Here is an 18,968-nt window from a genome sequence, read left to right as displayed (position 1 = left end):
CTAGCGGGCGGCTCCGTCGGGCGGCAGGAGCAGACCCACCAGCTCGACGTGCTGGGTCATCGGGAACAGGTCGAAGCCGCGCAGCGCGGCCAGCCGCCAGCCCTGCTGCGCGAAGGTGCGCACGTCGCGGGCGAAGGCGGCCGGGTCGCAGGCCACGTACGCGACCGCGCGCGGCCCGGCGGCCACCACGTCGCGCACCACCCGGGCGCCCGCGCCGGAGCGCGGCGGGTCGAGCACCACCACGTCGACCGGCCCGGTGATCCGGCGGCGGGCCAGCGCGGTCTCCACCCGGGCCGGTACGACCTCCACCCCGGGCAGGTCGCGCAGGTTATCGCGGGCGGCGGCGACGCCCTGCGCCGCCGACTCGACCAGGGTGACGCGGCCCGTCTCGCCCACCCGGCCGGCGAGCGCGGCGGCGAAGAGCCCCGCCCCGCCGTAGAGGTCCCAGGCCCGCTCCCCCGGGCGCGGGTCCACCAGCTCCAGCACGGCGTCGACCAGGGTGTCGGCGGCGGCCGGGTGGACCTGCCAGAATGACGACACCGGCAGCGTCCACTCCCGGCCGGCCGCCACCTCGCGCACGCGTTCCGGGCCGCTCACCGGGTGGGGCACCCCGTCGGCGACGGCGGTCACCGCCACGTCCCCGCCGGTGGAGGCGACCGTCTCGACCGCGTCCGCGTCCGGCCAGCGCGCCCCGGTCGGGGCCAGCACGGGCAGCTCCCGGATCGCCGGGTGGGCGATCAGGCAGCGGTCGATCGGGACCACCTCGTGCGAGCGGTGCTTGAGCAGGCCGGCCCGGCCCGCCCCGTCGACGGCGTAGCGGACCCGGGAGCGCCAGCCGAGCGGCCCACCGGGCAGCGCCTCGACCCGCACGCCGAGGGCGTCCAGCTCGGCGTCGGTGAGCCCACCGAGGCGGGTGAGCTGCTCGCGCACCACCGCGACCTTCCAGTCGAGCTGCGCGGCCGGGGCGACGTGCTGAAGGTCGCACCCGCCGCAGCGACCCGGCTTCGCGTACGGGCAGGGCTGCTCGACCCGGTCCGGGGCGGCCTCGAGCACGGTCACCGCGTCGGCCCGGACGAACCCCTTGTGCACCTCGGTCACCTCGGCGACCACCCGCTCGCCGGGCAGCGCGTGCCGGACGAAGACGACCTGCCCGTGCACCCGCGCGACGCAGTGCCCGCCCGGCGCGACCGCCCCGACGGTCACCTCGACCCGCTCGGCCTCCTCCAGCCCCCGGCCGTCCTCCTGCGGGCTCACCGCTCACCCCCACCACTCGGGCCGCCCTCGCCGGGCGGCGCGGACACGACGGGCGGGACGCTCGGCGGCAGGGTGCCGCGCGGCGCGACCCGGGGACCGCGCGCCGGGCCCCGGGTCAGGGTGGCGTCCAGCCGGTCCAGATCCTTGCCTGCGGTCGAGGCGAGCTGCCACGGCACGCTGGTCACCATCACCCCCGGTTCGAAGAGCAGCCGGCCCTTCAGGCGCAGCGCGCTCTGGTTGTGCAGCAGGTTCTCCCACCAGCGCCCCACCACGTACTCCGGGATGAAGACCGTGACCACGTCGCGCGGCGACTCCCGGCGCAGCCCGGCCACGTAGTTCAGGATGGGACGGGTGATCTCCCGGTACGGGGAGTCGACGACGGTCAGCGGCACGGGCAGGTCCCGCCGCTCCCAGTCCGCCTGAAGGTCCCGGGTGTCCTTGTCGTCGACGTTCACGGTCACCGCGGTCAGCGTGTCGGGCCGGGTGGCCCGGGCGTACGCGACGGCCCGCAGGGTCGGCTTGTGCAGCTTGCTGACCAGCACGACGGCGTGGTTGCGGGCCGGCAGCACGGCGCGGCCCTCGTCCGGCGGGGTCAGCTCCGCGGCGACCCGGTCGTAGTGCCGGCGGATGGCCAGCATCAGCGCGTAGATCATCGCCATCGCGGCGATGGCGATCCACGCGCCGAGCAGGAACTTGGTGACGAGCACGATGACCAGCACCGTGCCGGTCATCGCCATGCCGAAGGTGTTGATCGCCCGGGAGCGGAGCATCCGCCGTCGCGCCTGCGGGTCCCGCGCGGTCTTCAGATGCCGGTTCCAGTGCCGGATCATGCCGGCCTGGGAGAGCGTGAACGAGACGAACACGCCGACGATGTAGAGCTGGATGAGCCGGGTCACCTCGGCCTGGAAGCCGACGATCAGCACGATCGCGGCGACGGCCAGGAAGACGATGCCGTTGGAGAAGGCCAGCCGGTCGCCGCGGGTGTGCAGCTGCCGGGGCAGGTAGCGGTCCTGGGCGAGGATCGAGCCGAGCACCGGGAAGCCGTTGAACGCGGTGTTCGCGGCCAGGAAGAGGATCAGCGCGGTGACGCCGGCGACCACGAAGAGCAGCACCGAGCCGGAGCCGAAGACCGTCTCGCCGAGCTGGGTGGTGACGGTCTTCTGCACGTACCCGTCGGGGCCGGAGATGATCTGGAGCTTCGGGTCCTCCACGAACTGCAGGCCGGTGAGCCGGGACAGCCAGATGATGCCGACCAGCATGGCCACCGAGATGGTGCCGAGCAGCAGCAGCGTGGTGGCCGCGTTGCGGCTCTTCGGGGCCTTGAACGCCGGCACCCCGTTGGAGATCGCCTCCACGCCCGTCAGCGCCGCGCAGCCGGAGGAGAAGGTGCGCAGCAGCAGGAAGACCAGGGCGAAGCCGGTGACGCTGTGCTCGGCCTGGATCTCCAGGCCGGCGCTGGGCGCGCGCAGGTCGTGGCCGAGCACGAAGACCCGCACCAGGCCGGTGAGCAGCATCCCGACGATCACGATGATGAAGCCGTAGGTGGGGATGGCGAAGGCCGTGCCGGACTCCCGCAGGCCGCGCAGGTTGACCGCGGTGAGCAGCACCACCGCGGTGACGGCGATCAGCACCTTGTGGGTGGCCACGAACGGCACCACCGAGCCCAGGTTCGCCACCCCGGAGGAGACCGAGACGGCGACCGTGAGCACGTAGTCGACCAGCAGCGCGCTGGCCACCGCGACGCCCGCCCGGGGGCCGAGGTTGACCGTGGCCACCTCGTAGTCGCCGCCGCCGGAGGGGTAGGCGTGCACGTTCTGCCGGTAGCTGGCGACGACGGTGAGCATCACCACCACGACGGCCAGGGCGATCCACGGCGAGAAGAAGTACGCCGAGGCACCGGCGATGGAGAGCGTCAGCAGGATCTCGTCGGGCGCGTACGCGACGCTGGAGAGCGCGTCGGAGGCGAACACGGGAAGCGCGATGCGCTTGGGCAGAAGCGTGTGCTTGAGCCGGTCGGACCGGAACGGTCGACCGAGCAGCAGCCGCTTCAGCAGCGAGGTGGGTCTGGCCACAACCGCCAAGCGTACGACCACGCTGGTGGGCGTCGCGGGGTGGTCGATCGCGACCGCGCGGGCGGGCGGAGTACCGTCGGTCCGCGCCCGCGCCGGGAACGTGGCAGGCTCGCAGACGGCACGCTCACCGGCCGGGCGTTGCGCACCTTGAGGAGGGACGCGGTGCATGTCGTGATCATGGGTTGTGGCCGCGTCGGCTCGACCCTCGCCTACAGCCTGGAGTCCCGGGGGCACTCGGTCGCGGTCATCGACCAGGACGCCGACGCCTTCCGCCGCCTCGGCCCCGACTTCGCGGGGATCACCGTCACCGGTGCCGGCTTCGACGGGGAGGTGCTCCGGCAGGCCGGCATCGAGCGGGCGGACGCCTTCGCGGCCGTCTCCAGCGGCGACAACTCCAACATCATCTCGGCCCGGCTCGCCCGGGAGACGTTCGGCGTGTCCCGGGTGGCGGCGCGGATCTACGACCAGCGCCGCGCGCAGGTCTACGAGCGGCTCGGCATCCCCACCGTCGCCACCGTCCGGTGGACCGCCGACCGGATGCTGCGGCACCTGGTGCCCGAGGGGAACGTGGAGATCTTCCGGGACCCGACGAGCACGGTGTCGATCGTCGAGGTGCCCGTGCACAAGGACTGGGTGGGCCGGCCGCTGCGCGCCCTGGAGGAGGCGACCGGGGCGCGGGTGGCATATCTCATCCGCTTCGGCATCGGCACGCTGCCGACCCGCTCCAGCGTCGTCCAGGAGGGCGACCAGATCTTCATGCTGGTCACCGACGACATCGCGGCGACGGTCACGTCGGTGGCGGCGGCGCCGCCGGAAGGAGGGCTGTGAGCATGCGCATCGCCATCGCTGGTGCGGGCAACGTGGGCCGCTCGATCGCCCAGGAACTGATCGACAACGGCCACCAGGTGATGCTCATCGAGCGCCAGCCCCGGATGCTGCGGCCCGACCGGGTGCCGGCCGCCGACTGGGTGCTGGCCGACGCGTGCGAGCTGGCCAGCCTGGAGGAGGCCGACATCGCCGGCTGCGACGTGGTGGTCGCGGCCACCGGGGACGACAAGGTCAACCTGGTGGTCTCGCTGCTGGCCAAGACCGAGTTCGCGGTGCCCCGGGTGGTGGCCCGGGTCAACCGGGCCGAGAACGAGTGGCTCTTCACCGAGCAGTGGGGCGTCGACGTCGCGGTGAGCAAGCCGCGGGTGATGGCGGCCCTGGTCGAGGAGGCGGTCACCGTCGGCGACCTGGTCCGGCTGATGACGTTCCGGCAGGGCGAGGCGAACCTGGTGGAGATCACCCTGCCGCCGACCGCCCCGTACGTCGGGGAGCCGCTGCGCGCGGTCCCGCTGCCCCGCGACTCGGCGCTGGTGGCGATCCTGCGCGGCAAGCGGGTGCTGGTGCCCACGCCGGACGACCCGCTGGAGGCCGGCGACGAGCTGATCTTCGTGTGCACGGCGGAGGTCGAGGACGCCGTGCGCACGGTGATGCTCGGGGCGGACAGCGTCGAGCGCACCCGTGGGCAGCGCTGAGGCGGCGGCTCAGCCGCCGGGTGGTGCTGGGGCGGCTCAGCCGCCGGGCAGCGCCTCGGGCTCCGACTCCCGGGTCACCCGCCGGACCGTCCAGACCGTGATCAGCAGCAGCAGCACGTACGGCGGGTAGCCCAGCACCAGCCGCGCCACGCCGAGGGCCGTGTCCTGGTGGGCGAGGTAGAGCCCGGCCTGCACGCCCACCTTCGCCAGCCACACCACGCCCCAGAGCACGGTGAGCCCCGTGAAGGTCCGGACGAGGCGCGGGTCGTCGCGCCACTCCGAGCGGCCCTTGGCCACCAGCACCGACCAGATCCACCCCACCAGCGGCTGACGGACCGCCGCCGAGACGAGCAGGGCCAGCCCGTAGCCGATGCCGTAGAGGATGCCGGGGAGGTAGAAGTCCCGCTCGTCGCCGGTACGCCAGGCGATCGCGGCGCCGACGGCGACGCCGAAGAGCCCGTTGACCGCGTGCCGCACCGGCCGGCGCTGCGCCAGCCGCAGACCGGCGATCACGAGCGCCACCGCCACCGAGGCGATCACGGCGGGCCGCAGCTCGCCGATGATGTTGGCCAGCACGAAGACGACCACCGGGATGCTGGACTCGACCAGCCCCCGCCAGCCGCCGAGCTGGTCGGCCATCTGCTCGGCGAGGGTGGGCAGCGGCTCCTCGCCCTGCGGGTCGCTCTCCGGCTGTGCCGCCCGGTGCTGTCCCGTCGTCATCGCACGCCTTCCGTCCGCCGCGGCCACCGGGTCACTTCGGCGGTTCCAGCTCGTAGTACGGGTTGTAGATCACCTTACGGTCGTCGCGCACGGCCACCCGACCGCGCGCGGTCAGGTGCCGGCCGGGCTCGATCCCGGCGATGTGCCGCCGGCCCAGCCAGACCAGGGTGACCACGTCGCTGCCGTCGTAGAGGTCCGCCTCCAGCGTGGGCAGGTTGGTCCGCGGGGTGTAGACCACCGTGCGCAGCCGGCCGGCCACGGAGACCACCTGGCCCCGCGTGCACTGCCCGGCCGGGACACCGCCGTGCTCGGCGCTCTCCCGGCGCAGCTCCTGCGCCTCGATCTCCGCCTCGCTCGCGGTGAGCCGTCGCAGCATGCGGCGCAGCGAACCCCGGCCCTCGTCGGTCGACATGACCTCCGCGTCACCCTCTCCACGCTGGCCGACACGTCGCCGGCACCCGGGCGGGCCCCGGCGACGCCGGAACCGTCCCGCCAGCGTACGCCGACAGGGCCGGTCCCGGCGCGTCGTGCCGGACGGTCAGGCCTCGCGGGGCGCGGGCGCGGGGTTGCCGTCGGCCGCCGCCTGCTCACCCGCCTGGTCGGTGACGTCGCGGGGCAGCCGCAGCGGCAGCGGCTCGCGCACCGGCTTGGCCTCCTGGCCCCGGTCGACCACCAGGCCGTCGAGGCACTCCGCGAGCGGGCCGGCGGCGTTCGGATCGGTGGCCGCGTCGCCCTGGTAGACGCCGCGGACCATCCAGCGCGGCCCGTCGATGCCGACGAACCGCAGGTCGGTCAGCCCGTCCGGGGTACGCACCCGGGCGCGCAGCTCGGTGCCGTACTCGCCCTGGACCTCCTGGGCGGCGGCGCCGTCGTTGAACAGCGACTGGCGGATCTCCTCGCGCACCTCGTCCCAGATGCCCTCGGAGCGCGGCGCGGCGAAGACGCCGAGCTGGAGCGCGTTCGAGCCGTGCACGAGCACGACCTGCTGGATCACGCCCTCCGGGTCGGCCTGCACCCGCACCTCGACGTCACGCACCGCCGGGATGTGCAGGCTGCCCAGGTCGAGCCGCTGCACCCCCTCGGGCGCCTCCGAGAGGTCGTACGGGCCGCGGGCCGGGGTCGCCTCCTCGTGGGAGTCGAGGACCTCGGTCGTCCGCTCGTCGCGGGCGTGCCGTGCGGCACTGTCCCGCTTCCGGGAGAAGATCACTGCGCCAACCCTCCGCTGTTCGTGCTCACCCTGCCACCTCTTCCGTCCGGCCGCCTGCCCGGTCCCGCTCTTCCCGTCGCGCGTCCGGCACGTCCGGCGCCCGCCGTGCGTCCGGGGTCGTGCCCTGCCCGCCACCCGTGGGGGACGACGCCAGGCCGGCGTGGCCGCCCGTGGAGCCGTGCCCGCCGCTGCCGCGCCGGGACTCGGGCAGCTCGGTCGCCGGCCGGAAGTCCGCCCGCGCCACCCGCTGCACGACGAGCTGCGCGATGCGGTCGCCACGGGAGATCTTCGCCGGTGTGTCCCGATCATGATTGATCAGGTTGACCAGGATCTCACCCCGGTAGCCGGCGTCGACCGTACCGGGCGCGTTGAGCACCGTCACGCCGAGTCTGGCCGCGAGCCCCGAACGGGGGTGGACGAGGCCCACGTACCCCTCCGGCAACGCGATCGCCACGCCGGTCGGGACCAGGGCCCGGCCGCCGGGTGGCAGCTCGACGTCCGCCGCCGCCACCAGGTCTGCCCCGGCGTCACCGGGATGGGCGTACGCCGGCAGCGGCAGCTCGGGGTCGAGCTGCCGTACGGGCACGGGTACGACGTCGGTCACGGTTTCCCTCTTCCGTCCGTCCTACTGGGGTGTCCCTGCCATCCTGCCGGTTCCGTCGCGCTTCGTGCGCCGTACCCTGGCAGGAGTGAGCCTGTCACCATCCTCGCCCTCCCCGGCGCCGGCCGCCGCGAGCCCCCCGCAGTACGCCGAGCGGCTCACTATGCCCTGGTGGCTGTGGGTGGGCGGGCTGGGCGCGGCGGCGCTGCTCGCCGTGGAGGTCTGGATGGGCGCGCCCGGCGTGCGCGCCTGGCTGCCGTTCGTGGTGCTGCTGCCGGCGACCGTCGCCGGCCTGGTCTGGCTCGGCCGGATCAGGATCGCCGTACGCGACGGCGAACTGCGGGTGGACGACGCCCGGCTGCCGGTCCGGTTCGTCGCCGACGTCGTCCCGTTGGACGCCGCCGGCCGGCGTGAGGTGCTCGGGGTCGGCGCCGACCCGCTGGCGTTCGTGGTGCAGCGGCCGTGGGTCCCCGGCGCGGTCCAGGTGGTCCTCGACGACCCGGCCGACCCCACCCCGTTCTGGGTGGTCAGCACCCGCCGCCCGGTCGAGCTGGCCGAGGCGCTCCTCGCCGCCCGCGACGCCGCCCGGCCCTGAACCCGCCGCGACGCCTCGGTGGTCCCGGCGCCGCCCGTCCCTGAGTCGTCCCGGCCGCTGCCGGACCTGCTCCCGGCGGTCAGCGGGCGCCGGGGAGGGCCGGCGGGCTGCCCGGCAGGGCCTTGGACCGGCGACGCAGGTCGCTGCGGAGCTGGTCCGCCATCGTCCGGGTGGCCCGGCGGTTGAGGTAGCTGGCCACCGCCGCCCCGGTGAGGAAGGGGCCGAGGGTGGTCAGGTTGCGGCCGAAGCGCTTGAGCAGGGTGTCGCGCAGTTCCTTGCGCGCGGCGGTGCCCAGCACGGCGCCCACCCCGACGCCGGGCATCATCGGATTGATCCCCCGCTGCCCGGCCCAGGACTGCACCAGCGCGACCGCCCGCTGGGTGCCGCCGGTCGGCACCGGCGCCCCGTAGACCTCGTGCAGCTCGCCGATCAGCTTCAGCTCCACGGCCACCACGGCGACCGTCTCGGCGGCCAGCAGGACCGGCGCGGAGAGCAGGGTCGGGGCGACCGCCCACTCGACCGCCGCCACTCCTCCGCCGGCGGCGCCGATCCCGGCGGTCGTCCGCGCGGCGTTGCGCACCAGCCGCTCGGCCAGCTCCTCGCCGTCCAGGCCGTCGAAGTGCTGGCGCAGGGTGGCCAGGTCGCGTACGGGCACGTGGGGGGCGATCTCGGCGACCGTGTCGACCATCCAGCGCACCGCGCTCTTCGGCTTGAACAGATCGGTCAGCCCACGCGCGCGCGCCTGCCCGACGAGTCGGCCGAGCAACTGCCGCCGGCGGGCCGGCGCGACGTCGTCGGCGGTCAGCGCCGCGACGGTGGCGCCCAACTCGTCCGCGCCGGGCGCGGACGCGCCGTCGGCGTGGCCACCACCGGCGGGAACGACGTCGGCGTGGTCGCCCCGCGCGCCGGGGTCGCCCACCACGCCGGCGCGGGGCGGGTCGGTGCCCCGCGTTCCGCCGGACTCGCTCCGCTCGCTCATGCCCGACCTCCCGAATGGACCGACGTCGACCTGACGGTCACCCGTCAACGAGTCAAGCAGGTCCCCGGGAGTACCGCACGGCGACTCGATCAGCGGCGGCCCCGGCGAGGGAGCCGCCGCTGGTGCGGACGCACGATGTCAGACGCACTCGCGGCAGATGAGCTCGCCGTTGCGTTCCACCGCCAACTGGCTGCGGTGGTGCACGAGGAAGCAGCGGGCGCACCGGAACTCGTCCTGCTGCATCGGCAGCACCTTGACCGTGAGTTCCTCGTCCGCCAGGTCGGCGCCGGGCAGCTCGAAGCTCTCGGCCACCTCGGCCTCGTCGACGTCAACGGCGCCCGACTGTGAGTCGACGCGTCGGGCCTTGAGCTCTTCCAGGCTGTCCTCGCCGAGGTCGACCTCGTCGCGACGCGGGGCGTCGTAGTCGGTGGCCATCGGTTTCACTCTCCCATATCGATGTTGTCGCTTCCGGTTGTAACGCCGGACGACGCTGTTTCGGTTCCGCTGGCCGGCCACCACTTGTGTCGGTCACCCGACCCGAAGACAGCACGGACGGAGGCATCCTCAAGGAACACCCGGCGAGCGCGGAACATACCCCCCCTTTGGGCGAGGCATGTATACCGCCCTCGTGGCTGAGATGTACGCCCCCGCACGCGAAGTTGTTCCCAATGTGACTCAGGCGACACGAAGATAGGGGTAGTACTACCCGGTTCCCGGATGGCGCGCCGGCATGTCCGGCTGTTTCCACGCGACGGCCGGACAACCGTTAACCTCAGCGGCGTACTCGACGGCCGGCGGGGCGGCCCGTCCACCCGGCGGCCGCCACCACCCACCACTGTCCGGGGAGCACCCTGATGAGCTTTGCGCGAGTGCGAGCACTCGTTGTCGTCGGCCTGCTGGCGGTGCTGGCCCTCGTCTTCGTGGTCGTCGCGCTGGTCCGCGACACCCAGAGCAGCGCCGGCCTCGCCGGAGGTTGCCCCGAGGGCTGGCCGCTGGCCGACGTGACACTGCGGGAACCCAAGGACGTCAAGATCAACGTGCTGAACGGCACGGACCGGATCGGCCTGGCCACGTCCATCGCCGACGACTTCCGCAACCGGAAGTTCCAGGTGAAGAAGTTCGGCGACGAGAAGAAGCAGATCGACGACATCGCGGTCCTGCGCTACGGCCCCAAGGGGGTGGGCTCGGCGCACCTGCTGCGGGCCTACTTCCTCGACAACGCCGAGTACGACTACGACGCCAAGCGCACCGACGACGTCGTCGACGTGGTGCTCGGCAGCGGCTTCCAGCAGCTCGCCACCACCACCGAGGTCAACCAGTCCCTGGGCGACCTCGGCGCGCCGGTCGCGCCGGCCGGCTCCTGCCCGATGCCGCAGGACGACTGACCGCGCGTCGCGCCCCCGGTTCCGCCGGGGGCGCGGCACCGGCCGGTCAGGGACCGCCCGAGGCGTCCAGGTCGGCGAGGCGGTCGTGCAGCGGCTTGAACAGTGCCGACGGCGCGGCGATCACCAGGTCCGGGCCGGCCGGCAGTCCGCCCAGCCCGGCGACCAGCAGCCCGGCCTCGGTCGCGACCAGGGCGCCGGCGGCCTGGTCCCAGGCGGCGAGCCCCTTCTCGTAGTAGGCGTCCACCCGCCCCTCCGCCGCGAAGCAGAGGTCCAACGCGGCGGCGCCGAAGCGGCGGATGTCGCGGATGTGCGGGATCAGCTCGGCGAGCACCCGGGCCTGGTGGGCCCGGCGCCCGGCGTCGTAGCCGAACCCCGTGCCGACCAGCGCCTGGCCGAGGTCGGTCTCCGTGGAGCAGCGCAGCCGCTCGCCGGCACGCCAGGCGCCCCCGCCGACGGTGGCCGTCCACTCCTCGCCGGTGCTGACGTTGCGCACCACCCCGGCGACCACCTGGCCGTCGACCTCGGCGGCGAGCGACACCGCGCAGTGCGGGATCCCGTAGAGGTAGTTCACGGTGCCGTCGATCGGGTCCACGATCCAGCGGACCCCGCCGGGGCCTACCGGGCCGGTCTCGCCCACCCCGTACTCCTCGCCGAGGACGGCGTCGCCCGGCCGCAGCCGGCGCAGCGCGTCGACCACCTGCCGCTCGACCGCCCGGTCGGCGGCGGTGACCACGTCGGTGACCGTGCTCTTGGTGGCGGCCACCGAGACGCCCTCGACCCGCATCCGGTACGCGGTCGCGGCCGCGTCCCGGGCCACGTCGACCGCGATCTCCAGCAGTTCCGACGGCGTCGAGCGATCCATCGTTCGTCCCCTTCCCACACGGCCGGGGTGTTCCGGGCCACGCGCGGTACCATCCTTACAAAGTCCACATCTGCGTCGAATCGGCGGCCCCCGCCGCCGGTCCGCCGTGCGGCGACGGATGATCGCCGCAGACGGCGTTACAATTCACCCCTGCCCACGCTGCGACGGACCGCCAACGACCGGCCGGCCCGGGACACGGGGGTCCCTCAACCACATCGCCCGGCAAGGTGCCCCGCTCTGCGTCGGACGACCCGGCCGTGCTCGCTCTTCGCCTCCGGAAGGTCATTCGTGACAGAACCCCGCCAGACCGGCGCCGACGTTCGCTCGCTCACCGACACTCTGATCGCCCACGCGCAGAGCGCCGGTGGTCAGCTCACGTCGGCTCAGCTCGCGCGCACCGTCGAGTCCGCCGAGGTGACTCCGGCCCAGGCCAAGAAGATCCTGCGGGCGCTCTCCGAGGCGGGAGTGACCGTGGTGGTGGACGGCTCGGCGAGCACCCGCCGCCGCGTCGCCGCCGCTCGATCGGCCACCCCGGCGTCCCGGGCCACCACCGCCAAGACCACCAAGAAGGCCGTCGCGCCCGCCCCGAAGCAGGCGCCCGCGGCCGACGAGGCCCCAGCGCCCGCCCCGCGCAAGGCCGCCCCCCGCAAGGCCGCCGGCACCACCGCCGAGGTGGCCGCCAAGGCCGCCGCGCCGGCGAAGGCGACCAAGTCGACCCGGGCCACCAAGGCGACGGTCGCGGCGGCCGGCGCCAAGCCGACCAAGGCCGGCGGCAAGGCCAAGGGCGAGGGCGAAGGCGACATCGACCCGGAGGAGCTGGCCGCCGAGATCGAGGACGTCGTCGTCGAGGAGCCCGCGGAGCTGACCCGGGCCGCCGAGACCGACGCCGCCAACTCGGCCAGCGACAACGACTTCGAGTGGGACGACGAGGAGTCGGAGGCACTCAAGCAGGCCCGCCGCGACGCGGAGCTGACCGCCTCCGCCGACTCCGTCCGGGCGTACCTCAAGCAGATCGGCAAGGTCCCGCTGCTCAACGCCGAGCAGGAGGTGGAGCTGGCCAAGCGGATCGAGGCCGGGCTCTACGCCGCCGAGCGGCTGCGCGCGGCCGAGGAGGGCGAGGAGAAGCTCACCCGCGAGATGCAGCGGGACCTGGGCTGGATCTCGCGCGACGGCGAGCGCGCCAAGAACCACCTGCTGGAGGCCAACCTCCGGCTGGTCGTCTCGCTGGCCAAGCGCTACACCGGCCGCGGCATGGCCTTCCTCGACCTGATCCAGGAGGGCAACCTCGGCCTGATCCGCGCGGTCGAGAAGTTCGACTACACCAAGGGCTACAAGTTCTCCACGTACGCCACCTGGTGGATCCGGCAGGCGATCACCCGCGCCATGGCCGACCAGGCCCGCACCATCCGCATCCCGGTGCACATGGTCGAGGTCATCAACAAGCTCGGCCGCATCCAGCGCGAGCTGCTCCAGGACCTGGGCCGCGAGCCCACCCCGGAGGAGCTCGCCAAGGAGATGGACATCACACCGGAGAAGGTGCTGGAGATCCAGCAGTACGCCCGGGAGCCCATCTCGCTGGACCAGACCATCGGCGACGAGGGCGACAGCCAGCTCGGCGACTTCATCGAGGACTCGGAGGCCGTGGTCGCGGTCGACGCGGTCTCGTTCTCGCTCCTGCAGGACCAGCTCCAGCAGGTGCTCCAGACGTTGTCCGAGCGTGAGGCGGGCGTGGTACGCCTGCGCTTCGGCCTGACCGACGGCCAGCCGCGCACGCTGGACGAGATCGGCCAGGTCTACGGGGTGACCCGGGAGCGCATCCGGCAGATCGAGTCCAAGACGATGTCCAAGCTGCGCCACCCGTCGCGTTCGCAGGTGCTGCGCGACTACCTGGACTGATCGCGATCGTCAACCGAACGTGTCGTTTTGATCACCTGGCGTGCAACGTCGGAAGGTGACCGTCCGGTTGCACGATTGTGATCGTTGACGTGGCACCCTTGGTGCACGGCACACTGTCCGTGCCATGTGTGACCTCGGTCCCCCGCGGGCACACAGGGAAGGCAGCGCCGGGACAGGGTGTTGCACGATAGGTGAGCAACGACCGAAGAGATTGTTCATCGGTGACGACCAGAGGAGGAAGGCGATGACCCCGACCCTCACGCCGCCGCCCGAAACGGTGGCTCCCCCAGCCGCCGATGAACGGTGCGACCGCTGCAATGCTGCCGGCAAGCTCCGGATCACTCTGGCGGGTGGGAGCGAGCTGGTGTTCTGTGGGCACCACGCGAACAAGTACGCGGAGGATCTCGTGAAGATCACCGTGCGATTCGCGACGGACCCGGAGTTCAGCTGGCGTGGCGCCGATCTGATGGCGAACTGAGAGATTCCGTAGATCCACGACATAGCCGGCCGGAGGCCCCTTGCGGGGCCTCCGGCCGGCTTTTCGCGTCCTTCGGGCCGACGGCGTCCCTACGCGCTGGCAGCGTCCATCGGACCGGGCGGCGTCCCTCCGACCGGAGGCGTCCCTCGGCCCGAACGCGTTCCTCGTCGCTGGCCTCGCTCAGGCCCGGCGGCGTCCCTCTCACCGGAGGCGTCCCTCTCACCGGAGGCGTCCTCCGTGCCGGCGGCGGTGATCCGGCCGCCGTCAGAGGGTCTGGACGGTGGCGATGCGTTCCTCGAGCTGCTCGATGGTGGCCTGGGCGCTCGGCGGGCCGCCGCAGAGGCGGCGCAGCTCCGCGTGGATCTTCCCGTGCGGCTGCCCCGTGCGGTGGTGCCGGGCGGCCACGAGGGCGTTCAGCTGGCGGCGTAGGGCGACCCGACGCTGGGCGGCACTCATCGGTGCCGGCGGCGCCGTGGGGGCCTCAGCGGCCGCCTCAGCGGGCCGGGTGGCCCGGCGCCGCTGGGCGGCGAGCTGCTCCTGCTGGCGCTTGGTGAGCAGCAGGGCCACCTGGTCGGCGGTGAGCAGCCCGGGCAGGCCGAGGTATTCCTCCTCCTCGGGGGTGCCGGCCTGGGCGGCGGTGCCGAACGAGGCGCCGTCGAAGATCACCTGGTCCAGCTCGGCCGTGGCGGAGAGCGCGGCGAACCGCTTCTCCAGCTCGCCGCTGGCCTGGTCGTCGCGCTGGGCGCGCTCCAGCAGGTCGTCGTCGAAGCCCTCACGGTCCTTGGGCTTGCCGAGGACGTGGTCCCGCTCGGCCTCCATCTCGCTGGCCAGCCCGAGCAGGTGCGGCACGCTGGGCAGGAAGACCGAGGCGGTCTCGCCGGGGCGGCGGGCGCGGACGAACCGGCCGATCGCCTGCGCGAAGTAGAGCGGGGTGCTGGCGCTGGTCGCGTAGACGCCGACCGCCAGCCGGGGGATGTCGACGCCCTCGGAGACCATCCGGACCGCCACCAGCCAGCGCTGCTCGGACGCCGCGAACGTCGCGATCCGCGCCGATGCGCCCACGTCGTCGGAGAGCACCACCGCCGCGCGCTCGCCCGTGATCTGCTCGATGAGTTTCGCGTACGAGCGGGCGGTCTGCTGGTCGCTGGCGATGATCAGCCCGCCGGCGTCGGGCATCCCCGCGTTGCGCAGGACGGTCAGCCGGGCGTCGGCGGCCCGCAGCACCTGCGGCATCCAGTCGCCCGCCGGGTCCAGGGCCGTACGCCACGCCTGCGCCACGAGGTCCTGGGTCATCGGCTCGCCGAGGCGCGCCGCCAGCTCGTCCCCGGCGTTGGTGCGCCACCGGGTCTCCCCCGAGTACGCCAGGAAGAGCACGGGCCGTACGACGCCGTCGCGCAGCGCGTCGGCGTAGCCGTAGACCGAGTCGGCGCGCGAGCGCAGCAGGCCGTCGCCGCCCCGCTCGTAGCTGACGAACGGGATCGGGTTGTCGTCGGAGCGGAACGGCGTCCCGGTCAGCATCAACCGGCGCTCGGCGCCCTCGAAGGCCGCCTTCACCCCGTCGCCCCAGGAGCGGCTGTCCCCTGCGTGGTGGATCTCGTCGAGGACGACCAGGGTGCGCCTGGTGAGGGTGCGCCGCTTGTGCACCTGGGGTGCCATGCCGACCTGCGCGTACGTGACGACGGCGCCGTGGAAGTCGGCGGAGGAGTGCAGGTCGGCGTTGCGGAACGCGGCGTCGAGCTGGATGCCGACCCGGGCCGCCGCCTGTGCCCACTGGGTCTTCAGGTGCTCGGTCGGCGCCACCACGGTCACCGCCCCGACGGTGCCGTCGGCGAGCAGCTCGGCGGCGATCCGCAGGGCGAAGGTGGTCTTTCCGGCGCCCGGGGTGGCGACCGCCGTGAAGTCGGGGTCCCGTCGGCGCAGGTACTCCACGAGTGCCTTGCGCTGCCACGCGCGCAGTGCCGGAAACGTCTCGATCGCCGGCATCCGGGCCGCCACGGGAAGCTCCTCTCCGACCGCCTGACGGCGGACCCCGGGCGAGGGCCACGGGTACCGCCGCCCATGAAAACGCCTCCGCGCAGGTGGTGCCGCGAAGGCCGACTCAGCATAACCAGCGCGGCCCGCCCGACCCAGCCGACGCCACGCTGGTCACATCCGTCACCCCGTCAGGGGCGGTTGCCGGAGGTTCCCGTACGCGGGGGACGCAGGGTGGCCACCGGCGCCGACCAGCGCCGCCGCAGCGCCACCAGGCGCAGCAGGAAGACCACGACCGCCGCCGCGGTCAGCCAGACGGCGTTGGCGCGCCCGAGCGCGTCCAGCAGGGCCACGAGGATCGAGCCGACGAGCGCGGCGACGGCGTAGATCTCCCGCCGCAGCACCACCGGGATCTCGGCGGTGAGCAGGTCGCGGCCGAGGCCGCCGCCGATCGCGGTGAGCATGCCGATCACGCAGGCCCCCACCGCCGGCACCTGGGCGTCGAGGGCCTTGACCGTGCCGGTGACGGTGAACAGGGCCAGCCCGGCCGCGTCGAGCACCAGCACGGTGGTGCGCAGCCGGGCGAACTGGGGATGCAGCCAGAAGACGGCGGCGGCGGTGACGGCGGCCGTCGCGGCGTACCGCCAGTCGCCGAAGGCCAGCGGTGGCGCCTCGTCGATCGCCAGGTCACGGAAGATCCCGCCGCCGAGCGCGGCCACGAAGCCGACGAAGACGACGCCGAAGAGGTCGAGCCGTTTGGCCACCGCCGCGGAGGCCCCGGAGGCGGCGAAGACCGCCACCCCGGTGAGGTCGGCGAGGAGCAGGGCGGTGGAGGTGGTCACCGGCGAAGGTTACGTGCGCGCCCCGGAGGGTCGCCCACGTTCACTCGCCCCAGGAGTCGTAGATCTCCTTGCACTTCGGGCAGACCGGCGAGCCGGGCTTGGCGGCCTTGGTGACCGGGAAGGTCTCCCCGCACAGCGCGACGACGAACGTGCCCATGACGGCACTCTCGGCGATCTTCTCCTTGCGCACGTAGTGGAACATCTCGGGACCGGTGTCGGCGTCCTTCAGCTCCGGACGCTCGAGAACCTCTGTGCTCACTTCTGCACCTCCGACCGTCAAGTCTGGCAGGTCACCCCCGCTCCGGTCCACTTCAGGTCGCCCGGTCGGGGGCCGTACGGTGGTGACGTGACCGACTTTCACATCCGCTACGGCAGCGAGGTTGCCGACGCCCTGCGCGACGGGCGTCCCGTCGTCGCCCTGGAGAGCACCATCGTCTCGCACGGCCTGCCCCGGCCGGACAACCTGCGGGTGGCCCGCGAGATCGAGCAGGCCGTCCGGGACGCGGGCGCGGTACCGGCGACCATCGGCATGGTCGGCGGGCGGCTCGTGGTGGGCCTCGACGACGCGGAGCTGACCCGGCTCGCCACCGTCGACGGGGTCGCCAAGCTCTCCGTACGCGACCTCGCCCTCGCCGCCGCGACCGGCGCGGACGGCGCCACGACCGTGGCCGCGACCAGCGCGGTGGCCGCCGCCGCCGGGATCGCCGTGTTCGCCACCGGCGGCCTCGGCGGGGTGCACCGGGAGGCGGCGCAGACCTTCGACGAGTCGGCCGACCTGGTCACCCTGGCCCGTACGCCGATCGCGGTGGTCTGCGCCGGGGTCAAGTCGATCCTCGACGTGGGCGCCACCCTGGAGCGGCTGGAGACCCTCGGCGTCGGCGTCGTCGGCTTCCGGACCCGGCGCTTCCCCGGCTTCTTCATCACCGACGGCGGCTTCGACCTGGACTGGTCGCTGGAGTCGGCCGAGCAGGTGGCGGACGTGCTGGTGGCCCGGGAGCAGCAGCGCGTGCACCACGGCGGCCTGATCGTGGCCAACCCGCTGCCGACCGACGAGCAGCTCGACCCGCAGCTGCACGACCGGACCCTCGCCGACGGGCTGGCCCTGCTGGAGCGCGACGGGGTCACCGGCAAGGCCGTGACGCCCTACCTGCTCGCGCACTTCCACTCGGCGACCGAGGGGGCGAGCCTGGCGGTGAACGTCCGGATCATCCTGCGCAACGCCGACCTCGCCGCCCGGATCGCCGTCGCCGCGGCCGCCCGCCGCGCCGGGGCATGAGCGCAGGCCGCGTCCTCGTCGTCGGTGACCTGATCACCGACGTGGTGGCGGTGCTGGCCGGGCCGATGGCCACCGGGTCGGACACCCCGGCGGCGATCCGGTTCAGCGGCGGCGGGCAGGCCGCCAACACCGCGGCCTGGCTCGCCGCCCAGGGCGTACCGGTCACGCTGGTCGGTGCCGTCGGCGACGACGACGCCGGCCGGGACCGGGTGGCCGAGCTGGAGCGCGCCGGGGTCGACTGCGCGACGACCGTGTGCCCCGACCGCGCCACCGGGACGGTCATCGTGCTGGCCACGGCCGGGGAGCGGTCGATGGTCACCGAGCGGGGCGCGAACCTGCGGCTGGCCCCCCGCGACGTCGACGCGGCGCTGGCCGCGGCGCCGGACGCGCGGCACCTGCACCTGTCCGGGTACACCCTGCTGGACGACGAGTCCCGACCGGCGGGGCTGCGGGCGCTGGCCGCCGCCCGCGAGCGCGGTCTCAGCACCAGCGTCGACGCGGCCTCCGCGGCCCCGCTGCGGCGGGTCGGCGCGGCGGCCTTCCTGTCCTGGGTACGCGGGGTCGACCTGCTCCTGGTCAACGCCGACGAGGCGACGGTGCTGGCCGGCGGGCTGGACCCGGCGGCGCAGGGGCGGGTCCTGTCGGCCTCCGCCCGGCGGATCGTCGTGAAGCAGGGCGCCGCCGGGGCGGTCTGGGTGGACCGGGCCGCGTCGGTCGCCGTCGCGCCGGCCCGCCGGGTGGCGGTGGTCGATGTCACCGGCGCCGGGGACGCGTTCGCGGCCGGGCTGCTGGCCGCCTGGCTCGACGGCGCGGAGCCGGCGGTGGCGCTGGGCCGCGCCGGCGACCTCGGCGCGCTCGCCGTCTCGCAGATCGGCGCCCGCCCCGCTCCGTGACCTGCCGGGCAGGTGCGGGCGCCGGGCCTCCCCCGACGGAACGGGTAGGTCAGGGCTCGGCGTCGATGATCTTGTGGGGGCGCTCCTCGGCGGTGAGACTCATCGGCAGGGTCTCGTCGCGGTGGCGCGGTTGGAACCGGTTGGCCAGCCGGTGCTGCTCCTTGGGCGGGCGGTCGTTGGCCAGCAGGACCGCCAGCCACGGGATGAGCACCATGCCCAGGGCCACCATCGGCAGCCAGAGCCAGAGCAGTGGGGCCTGCACGCCGACCAGGACGGCACCGACGATCACGCAGGCCACCCGGATGCCCATCATCAGCACGTAACGCTTCTGACGGCTGGTGAGCTGGTCGTCCTGGCTGCGCGAGGCGTCGGTGATCAGGATCGGCTGGTACGCCTGACGCTTCACCATGGACCTCC

At 73.8% G+C, this 18,968-nt stretch carries 21 protein-coding genes; 8 read left to right on the top strand and 13 right to left on the bottom strand.

The annotated features are described in order from the left end of the window. Entirely contained in the window at nt 1-1,254 is a 1,254-nt protein-coding gene (locus AC5L34_RS12265; protein WP_494824909.1) for a class I SAM-dependent RNA methyltransferase, read from the bottom strand. After that, nucleotides 1,251-3,326, bottom strand: a complete 2,076-nt coding sequence (locus tag AC5L34_RS12260; protein ID WP_357973353.1) for an APC family permease — start codon at nt 3,324-3,326, stop codon at nt 1,251-1,253. Before AC5L34_RS12260 ends, AC5L34_RS12265 begins: the two co-directional genes overlap by 4 nt. 162 nt (nt 3,327-3,488) lie before the next feature. Here AC5L34_RS12260 and AC5L34_RS12255 point away from each other — a divergent pair, with 162 nt between their 5' ends. Then, nucleotides 3,489-4,154 carry a potassium channel family protein gene (locus AC5L34_RS12255; protein ID WP_441175232.1) on the top strand — a complete coding sequence of 222 codons (666 nt, stop codon included), beginning with the start codon at nt 3,489-3,491 and terminating at the stop codon, nt 4,152-4,154. Nucleotides 4,155-4,156: 2 nt separating this feature from the next. Continuing rightward, nucleotides 4,157-4,846 (top strand): potassium channel family protein, encoded by a 690-nt coding sequence (locus AC5L34_RS12250; protein ID WP_441175481.1) that lies wholly within the window; start codon nt 4,157-4,159, stop codon nt 4,844-4,846. A 36-nt stretch (nt 4,847-4,882) separates the two neighbouring features. Here AC5L34_RS12250 and AC5L34_RS12245 read toward each other — a convergent pair whose 3' ends face one another. The 4 genes from AC5L34_RS12245 to dut all read right to left on the bottom strand — a co-directional run bounded on the left by AC5L34_RS12245 (nt 4,883) and on the right by dut (nt 7,377). Continuing rightward, nucleotides 4,883-5,566, bottom strand: coding sequence for a DUF3159 domain-containing protein (locus tag AC5L34_RS12245; protein ID WP_425691569.1), 684 nt, complete (start codon nt 5,564-5,566; stop codon nt 4,883-4,885). Between the two features lie 31 nt (nt 5,567-5,597). Continuing rightward, complete coding sequence (locus tag AC5L34_RS12240) at nt 5,598-5,978, bottom strand: OB-fold nucleic acid binding domain-containing protein (protein ID WP_089001387.1); 381 nt, start codon at nt 5,976-5,978, stop codon at nt 5,598-5,600. Between the two features lie 126 nt (nt 5,979-6,104). After that, nucleotides 6,105-6,773 (bottom strand): DUF3710 domain-containing protein, encoded by a 669-nt coding sequence (locus AC5L34_RS12235; protein WP_494824907.1) that lies wholly within the window; start codon nt 6,771-6,773, stop codon nt 6,105-6,107. A gap of 25 nt (nt 6,774-6,798) precedes the next feature. Then, a complete protein-coding gene (gene dut, locus AC5L34_RS12230) occupies nt 6,799-7,377 on the bottom strand; it encodes a dUTP diphosphatase (protein ID WP_494824905.1) in 579 nt (192 codons plus the stop codon). 91 nt (nt 7,378-7,468) lie between these two features. Here dut and AC5L34_RS12225 point away from each other — a divergent pair, with 91 nt between their 5' ends. Beyond that, nucleotides 7,469-7,969 (top strand): DUF3093 domain-containing protein, encoded by a 501-nt coding sequence (locus tag AC5L34_RS12225; RefSeq protein ID WP_441175482.1) that lies wholly within the window; start codon nt 7,469-7,471, stop codon nt 7,967-7,969. Between the two features lie 79 nt (nt 7,970-8,048). Here AC5L34_RS12225 and AC5L34_RS12220 read toward each other — a convergent pair whose 3' ends face one another. Both AC5L34_RS12220 and AC5L34_RS12215 read right to left on the bottom strand, forming a co-directional pair. After that, on the bottom strand, nt 8,049-8,948 hold the full coding sequence (locus tag AC5L34_RS12220) for a hypothetical protein (RefSeq protein ID WP_494824903.1): 900 nt from the start codon (nt 8,946-8,948) through the stop codon (nt 8,049-8,051). Nucleotides 8,949-9,086: 138 nt separating this feature from the next. Next, nucleotides 9,087-9,383, bottom strand: coding sequence for a DUF4193 domain-containing protein (locus tag AC5L34_RS12215; protein ID WP_007075406.1), 297 nt, complete (start codon nt 9,381-9,383; stop codon nt 9,087-9,089). A 434-nt stretch (nt 9,384-9,817) separates the two neighbouring features. On the opposite strand from AC5L34_RS12215, the gene AC5L34_RS12210 reads away from it, so the two are divergent. After that, on the top strand, nt 9,818-10,333 hold the full coding sequence (locus AC5L34_RS12210) for a LytR C-terminal domain-containing protein (protein ID WP_172896695.1): 516 nt from the start codon (nt 9,818-9,820) through the stop codon (nt 10,331-10,333). Nucleotides 10,334-10,379: 46 nt separating this feature from the next. Here the strand turns inward: AC5L34_RS12210 and AC5L34_RS12205 are convergent, their stop codons facing one another. Next, a complete protein-coding gene (locus AC5L34_RS12205; protein WP_441175237.1) occupies nt 10,380-11,195 on the bottom strand; it encodes an inositol monophosphatase family protein in 816 nt (271 codons plus the stop codon). Between the two features lie 288 nt (nt 11,196-11,483). Between AC5L34_RS12205 and AC5L34_RS12200 the strand changes: the two genes are divergently transcribed. Together AC5L34_RS12200 and AC5L34_RS12195 are read left to right on the top strand one after the other, a co-directional pair. Beyond that, nucleotides 11,484-13,091 carry an RNA polymerase sigma factor gene (locus AC5L34_RS12200; RefSeq protein WP_494824898.1) on the top strand — a complete coding sequence of 536 codons (1,608 nt, stop codon included), beginning with the start codon at nt 11,484-11,486 and terminating at the stop codon, nt 13,089-13,091. Nucleotides 13,092-13,335: 244 nt separating this feature from the next. Then, nucleotides 13,336-13,569, top strand: a complete 234-nt coding sequence (locus AC5L34_RS12195; protein ID WP_074474066.1) for a DUF7455 domain-containing protein — start codon at nt 13,336-13,338, stop codon at nt 13,567-13,569. A gap of 264 nt (nt 13,570-13,833) precedes the next feature. Here the strand turns inward: AC5L34_RS12195 and AC5L34_RS12190 are convergent, their stop codons facing one another. The 3 genes from AC5L34_RS12190 to AC5L34_RS12180 all read right to left on the bottom strand — a co-directional run bounded on the left by AC5L34_RS12190 (nt 13,834) and on the right by AC5L34_RS12180 (nt 16,641). Next, nucleotides 13,834-15,564, bottom strand: coding sequence for a DEAD/DEAH box helicase (locus AC5L34_RS12190; RefSeq protein ID WP_494824896.1), 1,731 nt, complete (start codon nt 15,562-15,564; stop codon nt 13,834-13,836). Between the two features lie 167 nt (nt 15,565-15,731). Then, the gene (locus tag AC5L34_RS12185; RefSeq protein WP_441175240.1) at nt 15,732-16,382 is read right to left on the bottom strand and encodes a trimeric intracellular cation channel family protein; all 651 of its coding nucleotides are present in this window, start codon (nt 16,380-16,382) and stop codon (nt 15,732-15,734) included. 40 nt (nt 16,383-16,422) lie between these two features. Continuing rightward, the gene (locus AC5L34_RS12180) at nt 16,423-16,641 is read right to left on the bottom strand and encodes a DUF3039 domain-containing protein (RefSeq protein ID WP_089001394.1); all 219 of its coding nucleotides are present in this window, start codon (nt 16,639-16,641) and stop codon (nt 16,423-16,425) included. 87 nt (nt 16,642-16,728) lie between these two features. Here AC5L34_RS12180 and AC5L34_RS12175 point away from each other — a divergent pair, with 87 nt between their 5' ends. Both AC5L34_RS12175 and AC5L34_RS12170 read left to right on the top strand, forming a co-directional pair. Beyond that, entirely contained in the window at nt 16,729-17,658 is a 930-nt protein-coding gene (locus AC5L34_RS12175; RefSeq protein ID WP_101414720.1) for a pseudouridine-5'-phosphate glycosidase, read from the top strand. Then, nucleotides 17,655-18,551: a carbohydrate kinase family protein gene (locus AC5L34_RS12170; protein ID WP_494824893.1), complete on the top strand. Its 897-nt coding sequence runs from the start codon at nt 17,655-17,657 to the stop codon at nt 18,549-18,551. The genes AC5L34_RS12175 and AC5L34_RS12170 overlap by 4 nt, the downstream gene beginning before the upstream one ends. 49 nt (nt 18,552-18,600) lie before the next feature. On the opposite strand, the gene AC5L34_RS12165 is transcribed toward AC5L34_RS12170, so the two are convergent. Further along, the gene (locus AC5L34_RS12165; protein ID WP_494824891.1) at nt 18,601-18,960 is read right to left on the bottom strand and encodes a DUF3099 domain-containing protein; all 360 of its coding nucleotides are present in this window, start codon (nt 18,958-18,960) and stop codon (nt 18,601-18,603) included. Nucleotides 18,961-18,968 lie beyond the last annotated feature (8 nt).

It is taken from the genome of Micromonospora sp. ZG13, from assembly GCF_059359355.1.
Note: the sequence above shows the minus strand (reverse complement) of the source record. Positions and strands in the feature narration are given on the sequence as shown.

What these genes read in the sequence shown, in the direction of transcription:
- AC5L34_RS12220 (WP_494824903.1), bottom strand. Translation starts at nt 8,948, where the DNA reads ATGAGCGAGCGGAGCGAGTCCGGCGGAACGCGGGGCACCGACCCGCCC.
- AC5L34_RS12245 (WP_425691569.1), bottom strand. Translation starts at nt 5,566, where the DNA reads ATGACGACGGGACAGCACCGGGCGGCACAGCCGGAGAGCGACCCGCAG.
- AC5L34_RS12240 (WP_089001387.1), bottom strand. Translation starts at nt 5,978, where the DNA reads ATGTCGACCGACGAGGGCCGGGGTTCGCTGCGCCGCATGCTGCGACGG.
- AC5L34_RS12170 (WP_494824893.1), top strand. Translation starts at nt 17,655, where the DNA reads ATGAGCGCAGGCCGCGTCCTCGTCGTCGGTGACCTGATCACCGACGTG.
- AC5L34_RS12195 (WP_074474066.1), top strand. Translation starts at nt 13,336, where the DNA reads ATGACCCCGACCCTCACGCCGCCGCCCGAAACGGTGGCTCCCCCAGCC.
- AC5L34_RS12250 (WP_441175481.1), top strand. Translation starts at nt 4,157, where the DNA reads ATGCGCATCGCCATCGCTGGTGCGGGCAACGTGGGCCGCTCGATCGCC.
- AC5L34_RS12215 (WP_007075406.1), bottom strand. Translation starts at nt 9,383, where the DNA reads ATGGCCACCGACTACGACGCCCCGCGTCGCGACGAGGTCGACCTCGGC.
- AC5L34_RS12165 (WP_494824891.1), bottom strand. Translation starts at nt 18,960, where the DNA reads ATGGTGAAGCGTCAGGCGTACCAGCCGATCCTGATCACCGACGCCTCG.
- AC5L34_RS12205 (WP_441175237.1), bottom strand. Translation starts at nt 11,195, where the DNA reads ATGGATCGCTCGACGCCGTCGGAACTGCTGGAGATCGCGGTCGACGTG.